The sequence below is a fragment of the Amycolatopsis solani genome (assembly GCF_033441515.1).
In the GTDB taxonomy this organism is placed as follows: Bacteria; Actinomycetota; Actinomycetes; order Mycobacteriales; family Pseudonocardiaceae; genus Amycolatopsis; species Amycolatopsis solani.
On sequence record NZ_JAWQJT010000004.1, the window covers coordinates 322,634 to 347,089 of the forward strand.

Below are 24,456 nucleotides of genomic sequence, written 5' to 3' on the forward strand. Positions count from 1 at the left end.
TCATGACCGGCGGCCGGCGGCGAACCCCATCGGCGTGCCATTCAATGGCACATCAGCGCGCGCCCAGCTCCCGGGAGATGCCCCGTGCCGCCGTCTGCACGGCCAAGCCCAGGTGCCGCGGCCGGGCGACCCGCTTGGGCACGAGCACGCCGAGGACGCCGGCCAGGCCTTCGTCGCGCCCGAAGATCGGCGCGGCCACCGACACGATCGACTCCGTCTCGTCCTGGCGGCGGAAGATCGCCAGCCGCTCCCGCCGGACCTCGGCCAGGGTGCGGCGCAGCTTGTCGGCCGGGATCAGCCGGTGGTCCGGCTCGCCGTAGACCGGCTTGGCGAGCAGCTCCTCCTGGAGCTCCCGGGGCGCGAACGCCAGCAGCGCCAGGCCGACGCCGGTGGAGTGCAGCGGAAGCCGCCCGCCGGTGCGGTAGTCGACCGGCGCCGCCTGGTGCCCGGACAGCCGTTCCACCAGCAGGGCCTGCATGCCGTCGCGGACAGCCAGCTGGACGTGCTGGTGGGTGACCTCGGCCAGGTCGTTCATGAACGGCAACGCGACCTGCCGCAGCCCGTGCCCGCGCGGGGCGAGCGTCGCCACCTCCAGCAGGCGCAGGCCGACGCAGAACCGGCCGGCGTCGTCACGCTCGAGGGCGCCCCACTCCCGTAACCGGTTCGCCAGCCGCAGCGCCGAGCTCGGCGGCATTTCACAGCGGCGGCTCAGCTCGGCCAGCGACAGCGTGCGGTGTTCGGCGTCGAACGCGGCCAGCAGCGCCAGCGCGCGGTCGACCACCGGCTCCCCGTGCGGCGGGCGACGGCCCCGCTTTCCATTGGTTGGCACAGCCGATGACCGTACCCGAAGTCGCTGGTCATCCTTCCGGGCAACCGTGGCGAAAGGTGCCCAACGATGAGTGCTTCCCTCGAAACCACCCCGGCCAGACCGGGCTCGGCGCTCCCCCGCCGGGGCTTCCTGCTCTTCCTCGGCCTCGCGTCGGTCGGCGCCGCGATGGCCAACCTCGTCCCCGCCGTCCTGACCCTCTCGCTGAAGGCCACCGAGCTCGACGCGGCCCGCGCGACCACCATCGTCTCGGTCGTCGCCGGAGTCGGGGCGCTGGCGTCGCTGGTCGCGTTCCCGCTCCTGGGCCGCCTCAGCGACCGCACGACCAGCCGGCTGGGCCGGCGCCGGCCATTCCTCCTGCTCGGCGCGGCGCTGTTCGCCGTCGGCGCCCTCGTCATGCTCGTCGCCGGCAGCACCCTGGTGCTGACCCTGTCCGCGGTAGCCACGTTCGCCGGGTTCAGCTCGGTGACCGTGGCCTGCACCGCCGTGCTCGCCGACCAGCTCGAGCCGCACCGGCGCGGGCCCGCCTCCGCCGTGCTCGGACTGAGCTTGCCCCTCGGCGCGGTGATCGGCCTCTTCGGCGCGCAGCTGGTGGCCCCGAACCTCGCCGCGATGATCCTCCTGCCCGCCGCCGCAGCGATCGCGGGCACGCTCCTGCTCTTCGCGTTCCTGAGGGACACGCCGATCTCGGAGCGTCCGCCGTTCGACACCCGCGAGCTGCTGCGCACGTTCTGGGTGAACCCCCGCCGCCGCCCCGACTTCGCGTGGGCCTGGGCCAGCCGCCTGCTGGTCTTCCTCGGCGTCGCGGCGATCCAGGCGTACCAGACCTTCTACCTCATCCTGGTGCTGCACTTCCCGCCCGAGCAGGTGGCGAGCGCGGTGTTCCTGTCCACTTTGGTCTTGACCGCCGCGGCCACGCTGTTCGCGCCGCTCGCGGGCAAGCTGTCCGACCGGCTCCGCCGCCGCAAGCCGTTCGTGATCGCCGCCGCGCTGATCTTCGCCGCCGGGCTGCTGCTGGCCGCGTTCGCCCACTCCTACCCGGCGTTCCTGGTCGCGGTCGGCGTGGTCGGCCTCGGCCAGGGCGTCTACCTGGCGGTCGACATCGCGCTCGTCACCGAGCTCGTCCCCGACCCGGCGAACCCGGCGAAGGACCTCGGTCTGATGAACATCGCCAACACCCTGCCCACCTCGCTGGTGCCCGCGGTGGCCCCCGCGGTCCTCGCGATCGGTGCGACGCCGGAGGCCCCCCAGAACTTCGCGGCGCTCTTCGTGTTCGGCGCGGTGGCCGGGCTGCTCGGCGCGGTGCTGATCCTGCCGATCCGCAAGGTCGCCTGATGCGGTTCGCCCCGCCCGGCCTGGAGGCGCTCGCGACGGTCGCCGTCAACCTGGCACCCCCGCTGGACTTCGGCCCGGGCCCCGACAGCCACCACCGCACGGTGCCGATCACCGGCGGCACCCTCGACGGTCCGGCGCTGTCCGGCCGCGTCCGGCCCGGCGGGGCGGACTGGCAACGCGTCCTGCCCGACGGCACCGTGTTCGTCGAGGCCCGCTACACCCTCGAACTTTCCTCCGCACTCGTGGGGCTGACCAGCACCGGCGTCCGCACCGGGCCGCCCGGGGTGCTCGCGGCGCTGGCTCGCGGGGAGGACGTCGACCCCGCGGACTACTACTTCCGGCTCGTGCTGCGCGCCACCACGGCCGATCCGCGGTACCAGTGGCTCGCCACCAGCGTCCTGCTCGGCCGGGCCGAGCGGACCGCCCACCAAGTCCGTTACGACCTCTACCGCCTGCTCTGAACCGGAGGCTCCGTGTCCGCCATTTCCCGCCGCACCGTCCTGGCCGCCGGCGCGGCCGCACCCCTGCTGCTCCACTCAGCCCCGGCCGCCGGAGCGGCCACCCGCAGTCCGGTCGTCCATCCCGACCGCACGGTGACGTTCCGGCTGAGCGCACCCACCGCCACCACGGTCACCGTCCGCGGCGGATGGGGCCGCTCGTTCGACTACACCGAACAAGCCCTCACCCGTGGTCGCGACGGCGTCTGGCAGCTCACCACCGGCCCACTGGCGCCGAGCTACTACCAGTACAGCTTCTTCGTCGACGGCGTCGAGACGAAGGACCCGGCCAACCCCACGGCGGTGCACTCCAGCCCCGCGCTGTCGCTGTTCCTCCTGCCCGGTCCCGGCACCGAATTCCTCACCGAAAACCACGTCCCGCACGGCCGGGTCGCCCGCCTGACCTACGCCAGCGCCGTCACCGGCACCCGCCGGGAAGCCACGGTGTGGACCCCACCCGGCCACCACGGCGTGCTCCCGACGTTCTACCTCCTGCACGGCGGGGGCGGCGATCACCTCGACTGGGTCGAGCCCGGCCGCGCCCCGGTCATCCTCGACAACCTCCTCGCCGCGAGGCGCATCCGCCCCATGGTGGTCGTGTTCGCGGACGGCAATGTTCCCGGCGCCACCGGTCTTCCCGGTGACGACAGCTTTCCCGCCGAGCTGATCGACAACCTCGTGCCCGCGGTCGAGCGCGCGTACCGCGTCCGGCGCGACCCCGGCGGCCGGGCGCTGGCCGGGCTGTCCCTCGGCGGGTTGCAGACGTGGAACGTGCTCCTCGGCCACCCCGGCCTCTTCGGTTCGATCGGCGACTTCAGCTCCGGCTACTTCCCCGACGTGCTCGAGGCCCTCACCACCCAGCACCCCGATCTGCTGCGCGACCACCGGATCAACGCCGGTACGAGGCTGCACCACATCTACTGCGGCAACCCCGACGACATCGCCCACGCCAACAACGTCGCCACCCGCGCGATGTTCGACACCTACGGAATCCGTTACCGGTACTCGCAATTCGCCGCCGGCGCCCACACGTGGCAGACCTGGCGGGACAACCTGCACGACTTCGCGCCACAGCTCTTCCGGTGAGCCACCGGTTCGTTCGGGCAGCGGTGCGAGTTCGCCGACGTGCCGTAGCCGACACGCTAAGCGGAGAGCGACCTCGGCGGACCCGTGTATGGGCGCTTGGTGCACCACGCTCGATCAGGCCCAGGCCGGATTCGACCAGCTCGCCGCCAAGCTCGACGGCGGCCGCCGCACCCGCGAAGGCGAGCCCACCACCGTCGGTGGGCTCGCCGCCGGCGAAGGGCTGCGCCCGGCTCCGCCGGTCGCGTTCCCGGCCGAGTCCGACCTCACCCGCACCGCCGGCGGCGCCACAGTCGTGGTCCACCACCAGCCCGTGTCATGCAGGCGGGCCCGGTCATCGAGGGGGGGAGGTAACGACCGGGCCCGCGCGCAGAACATACCGAGGTCTAGACGATTAATGCGTAACTCGGTCAGTGGTCGTAGGCGGTCAGGGACCGGGTGATGGGCTGGCCGGTGGCGCGGTTGTGCCAGATGGCGGCGGTGAGGGCCAGGAGGCGTTGGGCGATGCGGACGCCGACACCCTCGACGGTGCGCCCACCGTGCTGTTCCAGGTTCAGCTGGCCTTTGAGAGTGTCGTTGACCGACTCGATGAGCTGGCGGATGGACTTGAGCAGCGGCTCACCGGGATGGGGCCGGCGGTTGCGGTAGGACGGCCGGATCAGCCGGACCCCGCGTTCGGTGAGGTAGTGGTCCAGTTCGCGGGAGACGTAACCTTTGTCGGCGATGATCAACAACCCTGGGCGGTCGGTGAGCAGGCGGGGTTCGTGGTCACAGATCGCCATGAGCACCTGCCGCTCGTCGACCGACGACACCGCCCTGCGCGCCTGCCCCGCCCCCGCACGCGCACGGCAGCTCGACCTGCTCGAGGAGCTGTCGGGCCACCCGGACATCACCATCCACCTCGTGCCCGCCGACCGGTGCCCCACCGGCCTGAACACCCCGTTCACCCTCTACCACCTCGACGACACCGCCATCGCCGTCGCCCTCCACCACCAGCACGCCGGCACCTACACCTCCGCCCGCAGCATCCTGGCCCGCTACGCCGCCACCACGACCTGGCTCGCCGCCAACACCCGCGATCCCGTCGCCACCACCGCCGCGCTGGCACGCCCCGATCAGCATCCGCCACCACCGCCGTCGTCATCCTGCGGCGAGCTCGGCGAGCTCGGCGAGGGCTGCTCACGCTGTGGCGACAGCCTCCCCGCGACCGGCGACCTGGCCGACGACGTCGCGGGCCACGCCCCGGCGGCTCCATCGATACCCCCGGGCACCGTCAGCCAGCACACCGGACGACCCACCCGCACCCCGGCGGCCATCGGTATCGGTCTCCAGCTCCGCCGGGCCCGCGAAACCCGCGGGCTGAGCCTGCGTGCCTTCGCCCGCAGGCTCAGCATCCCTGCCTCCCGCCTCTGGGAGCTCGAACTCGCCCGCACCCTGCCGGACCCGGTCCCCACCGCGTTCATCCTCGGCGCGCTTGGCGCCGACTACGCCACCACCCGCCGCGTCGTCATCCAGGCCCAGCACGCCGCTGCACCCGAGTTCGTCGACATCGACCACCGCGATCACGCCGCCATCGCCTGGCGCTACGAACACCGCGCCGACCGCGTCACCGTCTGGGCGCCCACCCTCATCCCCGACCTGCTACGCACCCCCAGCCACGATCTTGCGCTGATCACCCGCCCGCTCGCCGACACCGACCTCAACGACGCCCGCGCCGAAGCCCTGCCCCAGCGCCGCACCGACCTCGACGGCTCGCGCCGCCACTACACCTTCCTTATCGGCGACACCGCGCTGGACACTTGCCCCGCATCACAGCGCCAGGAATAGCTCGCTCACCTGCGGTCCCTGGCCCGACAGCGCAACATCACCATCCGGATCGTGCCCGCCGCCCACTGCCCACCCGGCCTGATCGGCCCCTTCACCCTCTACCAGAGCACCACACACCCGATCGCGACGGCGAGCCATCACCACGGCGCCAGCACCTACATCACCGGCCCCGCCACCCTCGCACGCACCCGCCAGCTCGCCCGGAAGCTGAGCAAACTCGGCACCAGCACGATCCCCGACACCCTCGACCAGTCCGCCCCTCCGGCGCCACACCCTGGGGCCGGCCAGACGCCACTGCCGGGACCGGACCTCCCTCACCCCAGCCCGGACCGAGCGCCATCGGGTTCGGCGACACAACACCGAGTCCCAGCCCCGCCGGGCGCGCCCGTGTCGCCGCCAGCGGTTGCGTCGGTGGTGCCGGATGCCGGGCCCGGCGAGCCGATCCTCGGAGACCACCTTCGGCGACTGCGCACCGAGCGACACCTCTCGCGTCGCCGGCTGGCCACCGCGGCCGGTATTCCGGCATCCCGCATCGAGAGACTGGAGCGCCAGCAGGCCCGGTGGACGTCGCTGTCGGACACCGCGGCCGTGGCCGACGCCCTCGCCATACCCCGCGCCGACCTCGCAGTGTCGCTGCTGCACGACTACCAGATCCACTACAGGCAGCCACCCAAACGGCTCTACGACATGCTCATGACTCCGATCGACGCCCTGGCAACCCAGCCCTTCGGCGACTGGATCAGGACCGAACGTCACGCACGCGGGCTCACCGTCACCGACCTGCACTACCTGTCGCTACTGCCACAAGACACGATCCGGGAGATCGAAAACAACGATCTCCCGGATTTCGTCGCCCCCATCGTCGCGCTCGCGGACGCCTTCAGCATGTCCCGGTCGGCGCTGATCATCGCCGCCGTCGCCAGCGTCCCGCCGCGCCCGCACCTCGACCAGCCGCCGGAGACACCACACCGATCAAGCCGTGTCGTGCCCGGCGACGCCGCGGGAGCCCAGGAACCCGACGCGCAGTCCACGGTGGATTGGAGTGCTCCGAGGTCCCCATGACACGGGGTGACGCCGCAGACCTGCGTTTCCGGTACGAGACCGGCGCTACCCTCGAAGAACTCGCCGCGGACACCGGCCACAGTTACCGATGCGTACGCGAAACCCTGCTGGCTGCCAGGGTCACCCTGCGACCGGCGAGACGACACGTCCCGCCGTGCCCGCCGGGCATGGTCGCCATGTACGAGAACGGCGCTTCCATCCGCCAGGTCGCACAGCGATACAGGCTCAGCTACAACCGGGCACGCAACCTGCTCCTGTACGCCGGAGTAATCCTGCGGCCACAAGGTCAAGCCAGAGGAGGCCGTTGGGCGCCATTCTGCGAAGAGCAGAAAAGCGTGCAGACGAGCAGCCGGCTACGTCGAGAACTTGGCTACCCTCGATGCCCGACGGAATTTATTTGGTGCAACCTTCGCAAATATACTATCTCCAAGACCACGCGCAAGAAACCAACAGGCAACCACTTTGATCATCCAACTCGCCCGCAACCTGCATTCGAGTCAGAAAACAGTCATTGTTCGGTGAACCAATCGCCAATGGACTTCCATGCAAATTCGTCGCGCCATGCGACCTCCCCTTTGCTCCAGGCAAATAGTGCATCGACCACTTTTGCGCGCGAATCCGTGTGCGTCTGGTAATGCTCCGCAGGGCTTCCAGCCCGGTACTCGAGTTGATAGTCGCCCTCTGACCGATGGCGCACCTGAATATAATGCACATTCGCGCCAGCTTCATTTTCGTGCTCAAGGATGACGTGCTCGTCAATGAGAAGCGCATCAACAAACACGCCGATATTCAACTTGGTCAAGTTGTGGATCGTCATGCCACCAAATGTTCGCATGACCACATCAGCCGCCATCGTAACCTCCACCCGTGATGCTGCCGCCTTGCAAGGCGGTACCGGCAAGATCCTACCTCACCGGTTGATTTGTACAACATCAACGATATCGAACCCCGAAGCCTGACCGACACCCTTGGCCGTATTACCGGACTGCACCCAAGCGTCGAACATTTTTTGATCGCGACTCGGAACTGCGGAGCCACTTTTTACCTCGATGCCGATGTACTTTCCATTTCCAATGTCGAGAGCGCCATCATAGACGCGTATCTGAACGCCATTTCCAACGCAGTAAACGCGCCCCCGCACGACGTTGTACCCGCGGGATTGAAACTCGTCCCAGACGGCTTTTTCAACATCGGCGCCAACGTTTGCCCCGGTTGTACCAGCCCATTTTCCGTCGGCCGTACGAATTGAACCGTCGTCGTATCGGTAGAGGCCGTTACCAAGGTCTTCAATGCAGCGTGCACCATTGTGCACCAGAAGGGCGACTGACCCGGCGACCACATAGAATGTATGAATGTTGGCGATGGTGAGATTGTACGTTCTCGCATGCGCGGCGTGGCGACGCAGATTTGCGATCGTCGCGCGACCCTCGCCTGGCATGTCGAGTTGTTGGCCACGATGAAGATCGGCGGCAGCCGTCCACGCGCGCGTTGTGGAGTTCCAGAACAGGTGGTGAGCCGTGGCAGTAATCGTCTCCGACGATGAGCGAGTGGAGATCGTAACGTCGATGAAGTCTGAATCGTCGTCCGTGACATGAACGGCCTCGACTGCGTGCGACTGGACCTTCGCATCGCCCGGCGAACCGTTGAGGACTTCTTCGCCAGGCTTGACGTCCTCGATGGACTTGGTGGTCCGGTCGGCCATCAATACCTGCGTACCGGCAACGAAGCTGTTCGGTAGGCAAGCGATCGGGTTTTCGGAGAGCTTGTTGGCGAATTCTGTCAGCTGCTTCTGTCGCGCTGTCGCCTCGGTTGCGAGTTCTGCGGCTTGGCCCAGTTCGGCGTTGGCTTCGGCGCCGATGACGTCGAGGAAGCTGCGGCCGCCGGCCGTGACGTCGGCCATACCGGCGAGTGTCTCGAGGCCGTCGATCGCGCCGAGGTCGGCTGACGCCCCGCGCAGCAGAGCCAGAACGTCGCAGACGCCCTCGCAGGCGGCGGTGAGCAGACTGATGCCGATGAAGACGAAGATGTCGTCGACCGGGTCGGCTCCGCTGTTGGTCAGGGCTTGGTCGGGGTAGCGGGCCTGGAAGTTGGGGTTGAGCAGGTTGTGCGGGTCGAGGCAGAGGTTGGTTTTGAGGCTGCCTTGGGGGTTGAGCTGGCGGCAGAGGTCCTGCAGGTGATGCAGGATCCGGTCCTTATCGGCCTGGGTTCCGGTGATCAGGAGGATGCAGTCTTCGGTGCTGTAGCCAGCTAACGAAGATGCGGTTCGCATGGCGGGCTGGCACGATTGCTTGCGCTGTTCGATGACCTGTTGTTTCTCGGTCTCGACCTTCTTTGCGACCGCATCCCAAGCGGTGTGTGCGGCGTCGGCCGCTTCTTTGGCGCTCTTGCCGGCGCTAAGGGCGTCGTTGTAGGCATTGTGCGCGGAGGTCGCCGCGTCCCGCGCGTAGCCCGCGGCATCCACGGCGGATTTGGCGGCCCAGGCCGCGGAGCGGCCGGCCTTGTCAGCGGCGACGGTCGCGGTCGCCGCGGCTGCGGCGGCGGTGTTCGCCGAGGCCTGGGCTTGCTGGGCGGAGCCGGCGGCGCGGTTGGCGGCGTCTTGGGCCTGGTTGGCGGCGTCGGCGGCTTGAGCGGCTGCGGTGGCGGCTTGGTCGGCGTAGTGCGCTGCCTCGTCGGCGGCATTGCGGGCCCGCGCGGCAGCGGCCTGGGCTTCGTTGGCGTCGTGGGTGGCGGTGGCCGCGGCGCTGGCAGCCTGGGCGAGGAGGCTGTCGACGGCGGCGTTGTGGGCGGCGGTGTTCTGGTCGCGGCGGGCAGCGGTGAACTGGCCGACGGTCAGGAATTCGTGCGCCAGCGTGGGTGGTCCGTCCAGCGCGGCCTGGGCGCCGGCGACGACCTCGCGGGACCCGGCGGCGCGGGCGGCGGACTGGACCTGGGCTACCTTGACCTGGTCGTCGATCTGCAGGGCGACGTATTGGCCGGTGTCGATGAAGTCCCGCAAGGCCTTGTCGGTTCCGGCGTCCAGCGCGTTCTGGCCGTGCTGGACGACCACGGTGCGACCGGCTGTCCTGGCGGCGGACATGATCTGGCTGACTTGCAGGGTGTCGTCCTGCAGCCGGCCCGGGTAGTCACGGCTGCGCAGGAAGTTTCGCACGTCGACGTCCGAGCCGGCCAGCGCGGCGGCCGCAGCCGTTTTGAAGCCGGCCGTTCCGGCATCGGCGAGCTGGGCGAGGATGACGCGGTCGTCCTGTCCTGCGGCCGCGGTGAGGCCGGTGGTGATGAAGTCGATGGCTTCGTCGTCGCTGGCGGCGATCGCGGTGAGCGACGCCGCCTTGACCCAGCTACCACCGGTGTCGGCCAGCTTCAGGGCGACTTTGCGCGCATCACTGATGACGGTGGCGCGAGCGGTACCTGAGGTGGTCGCTTCGGCGATCAGGTGGTTGGTGTCCGCGTCCCAGGTGCTGGCCTGGTCCAGGTCCCATCGTGGCGGAACCGTCCGGGTTGCGTACGCGGCCGCGGCGGCCTGGGCCGCGTCGTCGGCTTGCTGCCCGGCCAGCGCGATCCGGTCGTCGTCGGCTTTGCGTGCCACCTGGGCGATCTGTGATGCCTGCTGGGCTGCCGTGACCGCGGTGTTCGCCGCTGCTGTCGCGGCGTTGGCGTGGTCGGTTGCCTTCTGAGCCGCTTCCGCCGCATTCCCCGCGAAGACCGCCGCTGCGGCGGCGGCGTTGGCGGCCGCCGTCGCGTTGGCCGCAGCGGCATCCGCGGCGTCCGCAGCCTGACCGGCAGCGGTACCGGCCTGGTCGGCCCACGACTGACTGGCCTGAGCCGCCGCGACGGCGTGCGCAGCCTGGGCCCGCGCCCTGGCCGCTGCGGCCTGCGCTTGCCGGGCGTCGGCGCCGGCGGCCGCGGAGGCGTTCGCCGCATCGGTGGCCGCCTGTGCGGCTGTGCGTGACTGATTTGCCGCATCCGTCGCCGCTTGCCCGGCGATCTTGGCCTGTTGCGATGCCGTGCGGGCGGATCGTGCGGCATTCGCGGCTGTCGTCGCGCTCACAGCGGCATCGCGGGCGGTCTGGGCTGCCGCGTTGGCATCCGCTGCTTTGGTCTTGTCGCCCAGCGCCGCCGCAGCCGCGTCGTAAGCGTGGGAGGCGGCCTTGCCGGCTTGGGAGGCGGCGGTCGCGGCACGCGACGCGGCGACCGCAGCGGTGTGCGCGGCAGCCGTGGCGGCATTGGCCGCACCGATCGCCCGGCGCGCGGTGATCGCAGCCTGATCGGCGGCGTAGGCGGCCCGGTTCGCGGCGTCCGTTGCCTCACTGGCGTTTCCCTGCGCCGCCGCGGCCGCGTCCTTCGCTTCCTGGGCGGCCTTCTGCGCGGCAGCGGCCTCGGTAACGGCCCGGTCCGATTCGTCCTTCGCCTGCTGGGTCTGAGCCGCTGCCTGCTCAGAAGCAGCTTTGGCCGTGGCCACGAGCTGGGTGATCGACGCGGTTTCCGCGTCCCGTGCCTGGGCGACCGGCAGATCGATGAGCAGGAACTGGTTCAGCGCATCGAGGGTCCCCGCATCCAGCGCCTGCTGACCCACCCGCTTCACCTCGGGGCCACCGGCGGACCTCGCGCGGCTGACCTTCACGGTCTGGTCGATCCCGAACGGGACCTGCCACCCGGAATCGAGGAACGTCTTCAGCGCGTCCTCGGTACCGGCGTCGAGTGCCTTCTGGCCGGCTTTTCTCACCTCTGCGCCACCGGCCGACATGATCTGGCTGACGCGGATGCTGAGGTCGATCCCGTGCGGTGTTTCCCAGCCGGTGTCCAGGAACGCAGTCAGCGCGTCGTCGGTGCCCGCGTCCAAGGCTTGCTGGCCGGCCGACCGGGTCGCCACGCCACCGGCCGACATCATCCGGCTGACCTGGACTGTGCGGTCGATTGAGGCGTCGGGGTCTTTCAGGGTGGTCAAGAACCGGGTTACGTCTGCGTCCGTTCCGGTCAAGGCTGCAGCGGCATCCCGCCGGGTCGCCGGACCACCGAACTGCCACAACCGCAGCACCTTTGCTCGGTCCGAGTCGGGGGTGGCGTTCGTCGTGACTGCTGCGCTCGCTGTCTTCGGCTCGGCCGCGACGGCCGGGGGTGCGGCGATCGCATTGGCGGTCAGCGCTGCGGTCAGCACAATTGTCAGGGCAGCACGAAACCCGGGTCTTGCCGCACGCATCTGAGTTCCCCCTCGATCGACCGGCGCGACAATTTCACCCCGATGCAAATCGCGCACAAGAACATCTACCGGGTGCACCGAAAACCGTCAACCGCCGTTGAGTCGTGATCGGGATCACACTGCCCTTTCCTGGAGGGGCTGCTTAACCTCGCCCTGCCCGCCAGTGTTTCGGCACTGCAATCCACATTGGGCGATATGTCGGAATCTTAGGTTCTTGAAGGGGGAGTCATGCGCCGGTTGAACCGGACATTTCTCGGCACGGTGATAGCGGCGGTCGCCGCTACCACCGTGAGCATCATCGTCGCCCCGTCCGGCGGAACGGCCTCCGCGGCGGACGAGCAGCCATCCGCGGTGGAGGACTACGCCTACCCGGGAGCGGATGCCATCCTGGCCAATGACCACGTGCAGCTGATCAGCGGCGATGGCCACATTCTCTACAAGCCCTGCCCCGCAACGGAGGCGCCAGGGCTGATCATCGTGCGCAGCAGCGACGCGATCGGCTCGCTCGGCAACGGCAGGATCTGCTTCGAGGTCACCGCCGCTGCCGGGCATCTGACGCTGAAAATCCCGAACGTCTACGCCGTCCGCGGCGACGGCACCACCACGACCGCCGGCCACAAGCTCACAGCCGAACTGACCACCGGCGCCGGTGTGCACACGACGGTGGACGTCGATCCGAATTCCGACACGGAAGTCGGGATCGCCACCACGCCGCCCGGTGACCCGACCGCACTGCTGCAATTGGACGCATCCCGTTAACGCGGCACAACACGTTTTCGCAGCCGACAGCACATCACTCTTCGTTTTTCGAAAGCAGGAACTCCCGTGCACAAACTGAGAACGCTCGCACTCGTACCCCTCGCCGGCCTCGCAACCGGCATCCTGACCGCGTCCCCGGCCGAAGCGATCTCCAACGCCGCTGGTGCCGCAGACGGCGTCTACGCGTTCACCGCGAAACTGTCGAACGAGACCGCGGCCTGCACCGGCGCGCTGGTCGCACCGCAGTGGATCATCACCTCGGCGGGCTGTTTCCCGCAGAACCCGCAAGGCGGCGCACCCGCCAAGCCAACCACAGTAACCGTCGGCCGCACGAAACTCGGCAGCACCGGCGGTCATGTCGCCACGGTCACCAGCCTGGTAGCCCGGTCCGATCGCGGCACGATGCTCGCGCGCCTCGACACCCCGATCACCGACATCGCCCCGGTGTCGCTCGGCACCGCAGCTCCTGCAACGGGCTACGTGCTGCGCGTCGCCGGCTACGGCCGCACCACTTCCACGTGGGCTCCGGACCAGCTGCAGACGGGCGCGTTCACCGTAGCCTCGACCGGCTCCACGCAGCTGACGCTGACCGGGGACCAGGGCGCCGATGCCTGTAAAGGGGACGCCGGTGGCCCGGTCTTCCGCGAAGACGCCGGCCGCACCAGCCTCGCGGGTGTGGTGACGACGACCTGGGGACACGGCTGCCTCGTGACGACCGAGACCCGGCAGGGCACCACCGCGGACCGCACCGACGACCTCGTCGACTGGATCCGCCAGCAGGTTCTCGCACCGTCGGCCAAGGCCGTCGGTCACTCGATCACCGTCAGCTGGAATGCCCTGGCCGCGCAGGACAGCGCCTCCTACCGCGTGTACAGCTCGACCACCACCCCCGTCCCGATCGACGCCGCGCACCTGGCCGGGACGACTCAGACCACGACGCTGACCCAAACGTCGGTCCCAGCCAAGCAAACCCGCTACTACCAGGTCATCGCCGCGACAGCGGACGGGCGAACCACACCAGCATCCACCGTCGCGTCGGCCTCCACGCCGCTCGCCATCCCGGTCGACTTCACCGGCGACGGCAAAGCCGACATCGCTACCTTCACCCGCGGTGCAGCCGGTCACGTCTACGTCGCGGGTTCGGACGGGACGAAGTTCGTCGGCAACAGCGTGCTATGGCACGACCGGTTCTCCATCGGCACCGAAATCCCGCTGTCCGGAGACTTCAACGGAGATGGCAAAGCCGACGTCGCGACCTTCGCCCGGGGGACCAGCGGCGACGTCTACGTCGCCCTCTCCGACGGCACGAAGTTCAACGGCAACGGCGTGCTCTGGCACGACTACTTCGGCATCGGTGACGAGCTACCGGCCGTCGGCGACTTCAACGGCGACGGCAAGGACGACATCGCCGTCTTCAAGCGAGGCAGCACCGGCGACGTCATCGTCGCCCTCTCCGACGGAACCAAGTTCGGCACCCCCACCCTGTGGCACGACTTCTTCGGCATCAACGACGAACTGCCCGCAGTCGGCGATTTCAACGGCGACGGCAAAGACGACATCGTCGTCTTCACCCGCAGCACCACCGGCGACGTCTACATCGCTACTTCCGACGGCACCAAGTTCAACGGCACCAGCGTGAAGTGGCACGACAACTTCGCCTTCAACAGCGAAATTCCCTCCATCGGCGACTTCAACGGCGACGGCAAGGACGACCTGGTCGTCTTCACTCGCGGCTCCGCCTCCGACGCCTTCGTCGCCACCTCCGACGGCACCAAATTCGTCGGCACCAGCGCCAAATGGCACGACCACTTCGCGGCAGGCGACGAAATACCCGCGGTCGGCGACTTCACCGGCGACGGCAAAGACGACATCGCCACCTTCACCCGCAGCACCACCGGCGACGTCTACGTCGCCACCTCCGACGGCACCAAATTCGTCGGAGACAGCATCAAATGGCACGACAACTTCGCCTTCAACAGCGAGGTCCCAGCCCCACGAGCCATCACCATCCTGTAGAAACCCGACGGGCCCGGGCCGGAAAGTTTCCCGGCCCGGGCCTCTGCCGCGTCCTCTTGCTGTTACGTCCGACGCAGTCCGTGCCGGAAGTGCCTGGCGGGCGGCTCAGCGGTTGAGGAGCGTGTAGATCCGCTGCGCGCCCTCGGCCACTTTGGCCATCGCGAGCGGTCCGGTGATCTCATGAGAGGTGAGGCTTACCCGGACCATCGTGCGGCCGACGTGGAAGTAGACCGTGGCACCGCCGGCGCGAACACCCTCGGCATCCTGCTGCAGCAACACACCAGCGGCACAGCCCTCGATAAAGAACTTGAGCACCTCGCCGAACGAGTCGCCACGCAGCCGCGCACCCACTCCTGACCCACCGCAGGCCGCGGCGTCCTGCTCAAGGCACGAAAGCTGGCCGCCGCGGCCTTCCGGTCCTCGAGGGAGCGGCATCGTGTGGCACGTGATCCGAGGATCCGGCGGCCTCGGCTCGACGCCATCGCCGAGCTGGTCCACCGCCACGCCGATGACGTGCCGCATGGTGGCACACGGACGAGACGACGGAACCGCACGTTGAGCGACATTGAAATCCTCAGCGAGGATTTGTCTGCCAAGTGGTGACCCGGGCGCTGATCATGATGATCAGCGCAGCGGCCGCGACCTGAGCGACAGCCGCCACGGTGTCGAGGTCGCGCGCGGTCACCGTGTCCTCGGTGAGGCGGCCGCCGATCGTGGACAGCACCTGGCTCGTAAGGAAGGCGGCCCACCACCAGGAGACCAGCTCAGCGCCAGGCGTCGGGAACAGCCGCCCCGCACCACGCGGCCGCTGGGGGTTGCTCGCGTTCCAGATGTCCCGGACGACCATCTGCGGGAACCAGAAGCTGACGACCGGCACGATCCAGCCGAGCACCGCCCAGACGGGCGAGTGCCGGTGCGGGGCGGGTTCGATCACCTCGGCATTGGCGCGGGCGAGCCACAGCCATCGCACGAAGACGATCCCGGTGACGACCTGGATCCCCAGGGAGGTCCAGCCCACGACCAGCCACACGGAGACGGGGAAGGCACCCCACTCGCCCGCGACGTCCGCGACGCCGACCGCGGTGGTCACGATGATCAGGATCGCGGACGCGCTCTGCCACCCGGCGAGCGCCCTCACCCGCGGCATCGGTCTCTGCGGAACGGGCGCGGAGAATTGTGGCTGCATAGGTCCCCCCAGTCCAGTGCGTGAATCACGAAGAAAAGCAAGTGCGGCCCCGTGTGTCAAGAGGCCCTCACCGGTGCCCCCCGCCCCGTCGGTGCCAAGCCGAAGACGGCGGTGGTGCCTCGGATCATGTCGCATGGCCGTTGCCGAGGTTAATTGCGCCCGGCCTCGGCCTGCGCCGGAAGCCTGCGCTACATGCAACTGCCGTTGTGGACTATCGCCGCTCCGGAGCCGACCACGGTCACGATGACGCGGTTGTCAGTGATCACCGAACTGCCGAGGCCCCTGGCCTGCGGGCTGGTGAGCAGGGTGTCGGCGAGTTCGGCGCTTTCCCCGACTCTGGGTGACCCGCTCCCTCGGCGGTGGCAAGCACCAATCGCGCAGTGTCCGAGACGATCATCGGCTCGATCGGCCAGGCATCGAGCATGCCGACACGGTGCCGGTCAACTCCCCATCACCCCTTCACCGGATTCGTAGCTACGTTGCGCCGCAGATCGCCCAGAGCCCGCCGGGCGATCGGCCGTCGCTGTGCGGATCGGTCCCCGTGAACCAGGCGAACGCCGGCGGTGCGCACGCGCGAGTTCAGACGCCAGCCTCGCCGCAGAGCACGGGCCGGTGCACCGCCGGCGCTCCGCCTGGTGAGCCGTGGCCATCCACCCGCGACCCCGCCGCCCGACGGCGCCAACACCGAAAGGGCGATCCACATGTCCAAAGAAACGGTTTTGCCGACGCCGCCCAGCCCCGACACCACACCGGTATGCACCTGCTGCTGGCCGGTCAGCACCGCGGCGTTGCCGCTCTCCAACGCTTGCACCAGCAGGTGCGTCGTCCCCACACGATCCTGGAATGCCGCGGCCAGCTATGGTGCCACCCCGCCCGGTGCGGCAAGGACACCACCGAGTGGAACTGCTGGTGCACATGCACGCTGCCCTTGACGACACCGACCTGGACCAGACTCCCGGACACGTCGCCGGCAACGCGGTTCGACGTATCACCGTCGGATGGCACGACGCGGCGGGGACTCACCCATCCAGTATCCCGACACCGCCGCCCAACGAGCGCAGGAACCGACATGCCAATCCGAATGGGGAAATATCGACTGTGTGACTCGTAAGCATTCCGGCCCTGGTCCACTCCATAGCTGCAGTTGGGTCGACGGCACAGCCGGGTCAGGCACTCGCCGAGGTCCGAATGCCAGCGGCTACAGGCTCCCCCACGCGACGGTGCATCGCAATCCAACCCCGACGCCCCTGGCGCTCGATCGAGCTGCACATCGCTACCGCGTTGAGCCGGTACGGTCGCGAGATGATCTGCCTCCGCAAGTTCCGCAGAGCGTGCCACGAAGCGGCCCGCCGCACCGGCGGCCAGATCGTCGAGTTCCGAATCGCCGACGGTGTTACGCCGAACTTCCACCAGGGTGTCCTCGAGTACGGCGGCCACCGCCTGTCGATCGTGTGCACGAGGGACCGGACCGAGCCGGTCGTGGCGATTGCCGAACCACGGGCTATCGATGAGACAGTGGTCGCCGCAGGGCCGCTGACGTTCGTCGACGCTCCTGAACTGGTCGCCGTGCTGGCGGAATTCCCGGCGCTCCGGGTGCTGACGCCCGCCGATCTGGCCGGGCCGTTCGACGCGCGGACGTGGCCGGGGTATGACCCGGCCGACCTGAAGTACTGGGCTCCCGCCGATTGGGCGAGGTGCTCTTCAACTACTGGGACTGACTGGAGCCCATGCTCTGCGGCATGAGAGTGCGTTGGCGGCTAATACGCTCGGCGGTGGCCGCAGCAGCCTGCTCGGTTGAGCGACCGCAGTGATCAATGGCCCGGATCCGAAGACACGGTGACTGGCGGGGGCCACGCGCGACCGGCGATAGTGGCCGTGTCGATGCGGTGGTGCGGGACGACGGCGGATCGGGGTACCTTGCCGGGGGCGATCAGCCATTCGTCCGCCGAGGACGCGACAGTCAGGTCGCCGACGTCGAACCTGAGGACGACTCCGCCGACGGATGGCTTCGTCGAGGAATCTCAGATCGAGACGGGCATCATGGAGACGGGCACGGCCGCTCCCCGGGTGCGCGACTCGCAACGAAAGATGACGCCGCGCCAACGTGGCCCGTAGCAGACACACCCAACTCGACAGTAATCGTTGTCGTCACTCACTCTCCTAAGGCAGGTGTCAGGGGCTCGAATTCTGTCTTGACCTCAAAGACAGGTTCAACAGCAGCCTCATCTGCGAAGATTCGAATTCGACTCGCACACGCGCGTGTTTCACAAACATCACACCAACGAACGTTCGTAAATTCTCACGTCGATTGATGCGTTTCCATCTCCCCGGCTTGCCCTAACACGAGGAGACATGCTCGTTGCGTCGAGCCTGCATGCGATCCTCCCGGCCGAGCCAGGCGCTGGAGAGGCGACGGGGACGGGGTGCAGGCCGAGCGACAGTCGACCATTCCTGTAACAAGAACGACCGATGTCCTCCACTTTTGCACACGCTGAGATCCGCGACGACGGGCCCGGAGGCCTAGACAGCTCGTGGCTAGGCCTTCCGGGGAACGGTCGTTGACCTTTCGGAAGCCCATAGTTAACGTAAACTTGCCCTTGTTGGAACTTTTCACTCATAGTTGCCTACGGGTTGACACTTCAGATCCAGTCTGAGTTGCTCACGAGCAAGAGGGGACTCGTCCAAAGTGCGCAGACCAAAACTCCTGCGAAGACTGTCGGTCGCGGTTTTCGCAACAGTGATCGCCGCGACATCCACAATCACTGGCATGGCCAGCGCTTCGATTCGAAATTCGGAGCAACACGCCGCTGCGTTGCCTCGCCACATCCTCGACCCGAAGACTTGCGCTCTTCCTGTGCCCGAACGCACAGGCATATGGCTGTGTCCGGCAGCGAAGAAGGTTCTGCCGAGCAAATTCGAGGAGGCCAAGTCCAGCCCGCAGGACCCGCCGGTCTACAGAGACCGATACTGCTGGCCAGGTGACCAGGTCCACGGCTCGGCATGCTGGACAGTCCTCAATGACTTCGAAGGCTACTTCGAAATGTGGAGCGATTTCGGCACCGCCGACGAGGTCTACGGCCAAGTGTCCTACGCCGCTGAGTACGCACTGGTAGGCAGCCTGGTGAATGTGAGGCCGGTAACCTACAATGCTACTTTCGACACCCAGGGGGTGACGTTCGAGGGTAACACCCTCGACGCATGCGGCGGCCAAACAGGAAGCGCGATCCCGAACGCCTACGGGTTTAGTCACGTCGGCACAGTACCAGCGAACACCTCGACATTCTGGAACCCCAACGGCTACACGAACTACAACGGCGAGCACGACTGCAAGTCGATCGAGATTCAGTGGAGCTTCATATTTCCCGAATACCCCGACACAACATACTACCTCTACGCCAAGAGCCCCGTGATGTGGAGCCTCGACGACGACCCTCTGTACCGGTTCCACAACACTCAACCAAACGATCTCCCAGCTGACTTCTTCGGCGGCCGGTGAAGCTTCGACTCTTGAATCGCCGAGATTCGTTCCTCCGGCGTGATCGTCGCTATACTCAGCGAGATGAGCGACGAGCGAAAGCCTGGTCACCTACACCTGACGGAGACCTCGGAAGACATCATGGCGCCAGTCCGGCGGCAGCTGCCGCCGGACTGGCGCCAACGTCAGGAAGAGACCCTGAAACAGCTCAAGCCGGAGCAGGGCACCGGCCGAGTGACTTTGATAGCGCCGGGACATCGACGCCCGTGGTCTGCCGCCTGGAGCAAAGGACCCGACGTTGAGCCAGGTGAGTATCTCGACGCTGAGACTTTTCGCGAGGTCGTCGAGTGGGCCTTTGCAAGGACAGCTGAGGTCTACCTTCGCGAGCGCACGGGCGACCTGACCCGACTCGCACCCCCTGGCGTCCTGCCCTGATCGCCGGCTCGGTTTGCAGGCTTGACGCGAATGCAGACCCCGGACCTTTGGAGCTTGTGGTGTCCGCGAGCTGCACACTCGTTCCGGAGACCGAGTGGTCGCGCGACGCCGAGCACTTCGGTTGACGTCGCCAAGGTCGGGATGCCGGAGGACCCCCGCTGGTGCGCCGAACCGGACGCCACGGTCGAGGACGACCCCACCTGGAACGGCGCCCACCGTGCCTACCTCGTCGTCCCGCCCGCGGCGACCTTTCATTCAGCCATGACGATCACCGAGAAAGGACTGCCCGATCCGGCACCTCGCCGGATGGCAGCTCCTCATCCAAGTCACTCCGACCAACGCGATCGCCGACATCGGCCACCCACGGCTTGCGATGACAACAATCAACGCGACTACGGTTGAATCCGCGGACAGACCTACGTGCGAGCCTGTTCCTGCAGCCTGGTCCGAATCTCCTGGTGAACTGTAAGCGACGTCGCGACCGCCGTCTCGACGGACGCGACCAAGCCGTACCGAATTTCTTCCCATCGGCACTTAGCTCCCGCGGCAGACAGCATCGTGCTCCGCCTCCAGAGGAGCACCACCGGTCACAGCCTTGTCTGGTGTCCCGACGAATACCCTTGCCCGCAGCCAATAGAGGTTGAGCCGCTCCGCAGCGACGCAGCAACATGAGTTGTCGCGTTGAGCCCAGAATTTGGCGCGGCGTTGACGGTCCGGCCCACCGCGCGGCATCCTGGTATTACTCATCCGCTTGGATGGTCGAGGCCCTCCCCCATCAGTACACGTGGAGGCTTCGTGTCCAAACTGCCGAACGAGCCCGACCTCCCAGCCGTGCGCGACACGTCGACCCGAAAGTCGCCGAACGACTGCTCTCCGACGCCGGGCAAGGTCCGGTTCACGGACCGGATCGTCGAGACCCTCGCAATGCCCCCACTGCTGCGATCAGGCCCTCAGGTAGCACCGTTGCCTGTCCCTGAGCTTGAGCCGCTTGTTGACTCTGCAGCAGCGGGCTTTGCCCTGGTGCGGGTCGACGCCTCAGGAGCTATCGCGTCGAAGTCGGTCGTGGCACTCCTGGGATGGTCGAGAGCTACGCCTATCAGCTACGACGTCCGCTCTGGCCTGATCGTGACGTGTGCGAATTCCGGCGCCCGACACCGAGTGCCGGCGAAGCTGAACCTGGTTCTGCCGGCACAGATTCGTGCTCGATGTCGTGTCCGTGCCGAGGGCCAGGTCCTCCTCGCGGCACTGATCGAGCACGAACTGCTGGTCATCTATCCCCAGCGGCGCCTCTACGACATGGTCATCACCTATCACGCCAGCCTCCAGCCCGAGCCTGCCTCGTTTCGCTGACGGCACCCGACCCCGCCCAACCGGGTTGCGGGAGTGTTCGCGCCACACGAGGGCAGCGCGAACACCCCCGCAGTACTGCTCAGGTTACGGTGTCGAGTGCGAGTGGGTGTGGCTCGCCGGTGAGGGCGGACAGGGCAGCGGCGACTTCAGTGATATCGGCCTTGATGTAGGTGGTAGTGCTGGAATCGCTGCCGCTCTCGGCGTGGCCGGCGTAGGCGACACTGATGCCGAAGCGGCGTTCGACCCATTTCAGGCTGGTGTGGCGGAGCCAGTGCACGGATACGCCCATGGCCCGGGCCCAGTCGAGAGTATTCTGGACGCGGTTTGAAGATGTAGTCGTAGCGGCGGCCGGTGATCGGTATGCCGCTGGCGTAACGCAGCAGCTGTGACGTATCAGTGTCAGCGAGACGGGCTGCCAGCGTTCGGTCTCGCCCTTCTCGCGCAGCAGGATCAGGCACTGCTTTCGTCGAGGTCGCGGGGCCGTAGGGCCAGTGCGCCGCCGCGTCGGCAGGCGGTCTCGACGTGCAGGCGGCAGATGAGCGCGTCGAGTTCCGGGTCGTTGCCGGTGCTGGCCACGACGTCGGAGAGCTCGATGAGTCGGTCGTTGGCCAGGCCGCGGCGGGTGGAGGGGTTGCGGCGTGGTTTGGTGACCCGGATGGCCGGGTTGTTGCGGTCGTCGATGCGTTGGTCGTTGACCAGGTGCTTGTAGAGGCAGCGGACGGCGGCGATGAAGTTCTCGGCCGCGTTGCGTCCGCCGCGGGAGTTGCGCCGGACCCGGGCGGTGCGGCGGACGATCTCGGCCTGGGTCTTGATCTCGCTGGCGGTAATGGTGTCCATCCGGCGGCCATCCCAGGCGGCTTCGGCTTTCTTCCAGTAGGAGCCGTACGAAGCGGCGGTGCTGGGCGAGACGAGCCCGGCAACGACGGGGATCCATTCGGTGATCGTCGGGACGGGCTTACGGTCGCCGTTTTCGGCCGGTCGTTGAGGAGGTCAGCGGGGTTGACGCCCAGGCGGGACAGCAGCAGGCGGGCGGCTTCGAGGTCGGCGAGATTCGTGGTGATGTCGGTCATTGGTCCGCCTCCCCAGCGGCAAGGGTGGTGTGGAAGTCGCGCAGCATCGCGTGCACCACGTGCTCGGGATGCACGACGAGGACGTCCTGAGCCAGGTCGGCCACGAGCAGGACCCGGCTGCCAGCAAGGACCCGGCAACCGTGCCGGACCTGGGCGGGCAGCACAACATAGGGTTTGGTGGTCATCCGGAAGACGCCATCGCTGCGGCGGCAGATCACCGCGGACGAGCTGACCTGCGTGATCAGCAAACGGTCACCGGGTTTCCAATCCAGGACGTTCACGATGCCGCGGTCTTGGATCCGGCCTGAGGCATCCAGCAGCGCGGTGGAGAATCGCCGCTGCCCGGCGGTGGCCAGGTCCGGCAGCGCCGGTATCGGCAGCGGTACGAGGGTTCCGGCTCGTACAGGAGCGGGTTCGGGGCCGGCCGTGCGAGGCTGGAGCGCGAGCGGCGGGATGCCGGTCATGACGCACCTCCCCGACAACGGTCGCGCGGGGAGGGCACGGTCAAGATCAGCGTAGCTGAGGTTGACCGAGGCTGAACGCCAGAAAGACCCGCTGTGGCGGGCCTGTTACTCTGCGGTGCGGGAGATATCCCGTGTTTTTGTGTCCGAGGACGATCTTGCTCACTATCTACACGCATGTCCATCGGTTAACCTTGAGCAGCAGGCCAGCATCGCCTTCGGGAAACATTCGCATATAACACCATAATTTGGATCCCACTTCTCAAGATGAATGCGCACGACCCGCTTATCTATTGGTCACTAGTTTCCAATAGAACACAAGGTGTGATATTTTCTTTCTGCCGATTGCCCGGCGGCCGCGAGTTGACTTCGCCCACCCTTGCGACATCACGGAGCGACCTCTCACCCCGCCGTAAAGGGTTCAGACGCGACCGCCCGCACGCCGAACGTCAGGTTTCAATTGAGCAACGACACGGAGTCGAACTTTGCCCCGCGTAACGTGCAGTTGTACAACACCGACTTACAACTCATCCATACGGAAGGCGTCAAGTCTTGGACATGCGATTACCGGTCATCCAAGACTACGGCATGGCCAAGAAGCCCACTGGGCGCGCAGACGGGACGGTGTGCTGAATTGCGCAAGACGGTCTTTGAAGTAGGAGCAGCGGCCGCGGCAGGGATCATCACTTACATAGTATCGACCGCTATCGGCACACTCAATTCGTTCGCACGCTGGGGCCTAGTAATACTAATCGCCGCGACAGTCTTCGCGCTGACCTGGTTAATGGCGCGAAAAGAATCCAAAAGCCACCCAGGCGACCCCAACGAGGACAACGGAATTCAAATCGGCAATCGTGTCTCCACAGAAGGCGACCTCCTGATCGACAAGATCGACGTCGCCCCAGGCGACGCGAATATCGCCGTCGGCAACGACGTGAATTCCAAGGGCAAGGCAACCCTCTCTCGTATCACAGTCGGCCGCAAAAGGTCAAAAAAGTGACAAGCTTTTCATCTCATCGTCTAGATTGGCGCTCACAGTTCGAATCCCTCGAGCCATACCTGGCAGGCAGGGGCGGCGTCGTCCACGTTCACGCGGCCGGCACAAACGCGCCGAAGCGCGCGTTTGTAAAGGCCATCCGCGCTGAATTAAGAACGAGGAAGTCGCCATATGAACAATTGGCGCTACTCGTGTCCCCGGAGGATGCCGGCACACACTATGTCCCCGACATAGTCCGACAATGCTTCAACGGATTCAAATTGACAGCACCGACCGTCGATAGATCAACGAGTACTCCGATCACAATCGGCAACAGCGCCGAGGTCGGCCACGACTTCACTATAAACAACGTCAGCATAACATCGGAAATAGATCCGTACGACACTTCTGCGCGTGATTACCACAATATTCGATCACTGTGCTCAGAACTGAAAAGTGCGCTGAAAACACGGCGATTTACCTTGATTTTCGTCGATACGCATACGTGGGATAAAATCGACCTCGACATTCTCGAACAGCGCCTCTGGACTGGAGCATTGGCCGAACTGGTGAATCACGGCCTGCTCGTGATCGACATATTTGATCCATACTTAATGGAAGAGCGATCTTCCTTTTGGCCACCTGATCCTTCACAGGTACTGCAACTTCCCGAGCAGTTCACCGGCACGGCGTACGCGCACGCAGAAGAGGACCTCATAGCGATCGCACTCGAAGCCTCATGGAGCAAGACAGCCGAAGAGGCCCGAGGCTACGCCAAGGGCCTGCTTGAGACTTCCTCCAGCATTCAAGACGTATACGCTAGGCTAGGTCTGGCAGTTGCGCGAAAAGGGGTCAGCAGTGCCTCACCGAGATGATTATGAACCCAGCGACGTAGCCATCTTAC

The 24,456-nt window shown here is 66.8% G+C and carries 19 protein-coding genes and 2 pseudogenes; 12 read left to right on the forward strand and 9 right to left on the reverse strand.

Going from position 1 to position 24,456, the window contains the following annotated elements; translation table 11 throughout:
- Positions 1 to 52: 52 nt before the first annotated feature.
- Positions 53 to 829 carry an IclR family transcriptional regulator gene (locus SD460_RS45610; protein ID WP_290050052.1) on the reverse strand — a complete coding sequence of 259 codons (777 nt, stop codon included), beginning with the start codon at positions 827 to 829 and terminating at the stop codon, positions 53 to 55.
- 66 nt (positions 830 to 895) lie between these two features.
- On the opposite strand from SD460_RS45610, the gene SD460_RS45615 reads away from it, so the two are divergent.
- Genes SD460_RS45615 through SD460_RS45625 form a run of 3 tightly spaced genes read left to right on the forward strand, consistent with a single transcriptional unit; the run spans position 896 to position 3,744 of the window.
- Positions 896 to 2,161, forward strand: a complete 1,266-nt coding sequence (locus SD460_RS45615; RefSeq protein ID WP_290050053.1) for an MFS transporter — start codon at positions 896 to 898, stop codon at positions 2,159 to 2,161.
- Positions 2,161 to 2,622: a DUF3237 domain-containing protein gene (locus SD460_RS45620; protein WP_318307751.1), complete on the forward strand. Its 462-nt coding sequence runs from the start codon at positions 2,161 to 2,163 to the stop codon at positions 2,620 to 2,622. Before SD460_RS45615 ends, SD460_RS45620 begins: the two co-directional genes overlap by 1 nt.
- Positions 2,623 to 2,634: 12 nt before the next feature.
- Positions 2,635 to 3,744: an alpha/beta hydrolase gene (locus SD460_RS45625; RefSeq protein ID WP_290050056.1), complete on the forward strand. Its 1,110-nt coding sequence runs from the start codon at positions 2,635 to 2,637 to the stop codon at positions 3,742 to 3,744.
- Between the two features lie 407 nt (positions 3,745 to 4,151).
- Here SD460_RS45625 and SD460_RS45630 read toward each other — a convergent pair.
- Positions 4,152 to 4,544 (reverse strand): annotated as a pseudogene (locus SD460_RS45630) (transposase); the annotation flags it as partial.
- Here SD460_RS45630 and SD460_RS46945 point away from each other — a divergent pair.
- A pseudogene (locus tag SD460_RS46945) lies at positions 4,522 to 6,630 on the forward strand (Scr1 family TA system antitoxin-like transcriptional regulator). The pseudogenes SD460_RS45630 and SD460_RS46945 sit on opposite strands and share 23 nt — an antisense overlap.
- Before the next feature lie 508 nt (positions 6,631 to 7,138).
- On the opposite strand, the gene SD460_RS45645 reads toward SD460_RS46945, so the two are convergent.
- Both SD460_RS45645 and SD460_RS45650 read right to left on the reverse strand, forming a co-directional pair.
- Positions 7,139 to 7,483, reverse strand: coding sequence for a hypothetical protein (locus SD460_RS45645; protein WP_290050059.1), 345 nt, complete (start codon positions 7,481 to 7,483; stop codon positions 7,139 to 7,141).
- Positions 7,484 to 7,540: 57 nt separating this feature from the next.
- Positions 7,541 to 11,782 carry a polymorphic toxin-type HINT domain-containing protein gene (locus tag SD460_RS45650; RefSeq protein WP_290050060.1) on the reverse strand — a complete coding sequence of 1,414 codons (4,242 nt, stop codon included), beginning with the start codon at positions 11,780 to 11,782 and terminating at the stop codon, positions 7,541 to 7,543.
- A 270-nt stretch (positions 11,783 to 12,052) separates the two neighbouring features.
- On the opposite strand from SD460_RS45650, the gene SD460_RS45655 reads away from it, so the two are divergent.
- Positions 12,053 to 12,583: a hypothetical protein gene (locus SD460_RS45655; protein WP_290050061.1), complete on the forward strand. Its 531-nt coding sequence runs from the start codon at positions 12,053 to 12,055 to the stop codon at positions 12,581 to 12,583.
- A gap of 66 nt (positions 12,584 to 12,649) precedes the next feature.
- The gene (locus SD460_RS45660) at positions 12,650 to 14,599 is read left to right on the forward strand and encodes an FG-GAP-like repeat-containing protein (RefSeq protein WP_318307752.1); all 1,950 of its coding nucleotides are present in this window, start codon (positions 12,650 to 12,652) and stop codon (positions 14,597 to 14,599) included.
- Positions 14,600 to 14,704: 105 nt separating this feature from the next.
- Here the strand turns inward: SD460_RS45660 and SD460_RS45665 are convergent, their stop codons facing one another.
- Together SD460_RS45665 and SD460_RS45670 are read right to left on the reverse strand one after the other, a co-directional pair.
- Positions 14,705 to 15,121 (reverse strand): hypothetical protein, encoded by a 417-nt coding sequence (locus SD460_RS45665; RefSeq protein ID WP_290050063.1) that lies wholly within the window; start codon positions 15,119 to 15,121, stop codon positions 14,705 to 14,707.
- A 52-nt stretch (positions 15,122 to 15,173) separates the two neighbouring features.
- A complete protein-coding gene (locus tag SD460_RS45670; protein ID WP_290050064.1) occupies positions 15,174 to 15,746 on the reverse strand; it encodes a DUF4328 domain-containing protein in 573 nt (190 codons plus the stop codon).
- A gap of 1,341 nt (positions 15,747 to 17,087) precedes the next feature.
- Here SD460_RS45670 and SD460_RS45675 point away from each other — a divergent pair.
- From SD460_RS45675 to SD460_RS45690, 4 genes are all read left to right on the forward strand, one after another.
- Positions 17,088 to 17,528 carry a hypothetical protein gene (locus tag SD460_RS45675; protein WP_290050065.1) on the forward strand — a complete coding sequence of 147 codons (441 nt, stop codon included), beginning with the start codon at positions 17,088 to 17,090 and terminating at the stop codon, positions 17,526 to 17,528.
- 1,024 nt (positions 17,529 to 18,552) lie between these two features.
- Entirely contained in the window at positions 18,553 to 19,281 is a 729-nt protein-coding gene (locus SD460_RS45680) for a hypothetical protein (protein WP_290050066.1), read from the forward strand.
- A 63-nt stretch (positions 19,282 to 19,344) separates the two neighbouring features.
- Complete coding sequence (locus tag SD460_RS45685; protein WP_318307753.1) at positions 19,345 to 19,695, forward strand: hypothetical protein; 351 nt, start codon at positions 19,345 to 19,347, stop codon at positions 19,693 to 19,695.
- Between the two features lie 795 nt (positions 19,696 to 20,490).
- Positions 20,491 to 21,045, forward strand: a complete 555-nt coding sequence (locus tag SD460_RS45690; RefSeq protein WP_290050067.1) for a hypothetical protein — start codon at positions 20,491 to 20,493, stop codon at positions 21,043 to 21,045.
- Positions 21,046 to 21,124: 79 nt separating this feature from the next.
- Here SD460_RS45690 and SD460_RS45695 read toward each other — a convergent pair whose 3' ends face one another.
- The 3 genes from SD460_RS45695 to SD460_RS45705 all read right to left on the reverse strand — a co-directional run bounded on the left by SD460_RS45695 (position 21,125) and on the right by SD460_RS45705 (position 22,579).
- Positions 21,125 to 21,322, reverse strand: a complete 198-nt coding sequence (locus tag SD460_RS45695) for a hypothetical protein (protein ID WP_290050068.1) — start codon at positions 21,320 to 21,322, stop codon at positions 21,125 to 21,127.
- A gap of 173 nt (positions 21,323 to 21,495) precedes the next feature.
- On the reverse strand, positions 21,496 to 21,882 hold the full coding sequence (locus tag SD460_RS45700) for a site-specific integrase (RefSeq protein ID WP_290050069.1): 387 nt from the start codon (positions 21,880 to 21,882) through the stop codon (positions 21,496 to 21,498).
- Positions 21,883 to 22,111: 229 nt separating this feature from the next.
- Positions 22,112 to 22,579: a hypothetical protein gene (locus tag SD460_RS45705; protein WP_290050070.1), complete on the reverse strand. Its 468-nt coding sequence runs from the start codon at positions 22,577 to 22,579 to the stop codon at positions 22,112 to 22,114.
- 631 nt (positions 22,580 to 23,210) lie between these two features.
- Here SD460_RS45705 and SD460_RS45710 point away from each other — a divergent pair.
- Both SD460_RS45710 and SD460_RS45715 read left to right on the forward strand, forming a co-directional pair.
- Positions 23,211 to 23,576 (forward strand): hypothetical protein, encoded by a 366-nt coding sequence (locus SD460_RS45710; RefSeq protein WP_290050071.1) that lies wholly within the window; start codon positions 23,211 to 23,213, stop codon positions 23,574 to 23,576.
- 257 nt (positions 23,577 to 23,833) lie between these two features.
- Positions 23,834 to 24,427, forward strand: a complete 594-nt coding sequence (locus SD460_RS45715; protein ID WP_290050073.1) for a hypothetical protein — start codon at positions 23,834 to 23,836, stop codon at positions 24,425 to 24,427.
- The last annotated feature ends 29 nt before the right edge of the window (positions 24,428 to 24,456 follow it).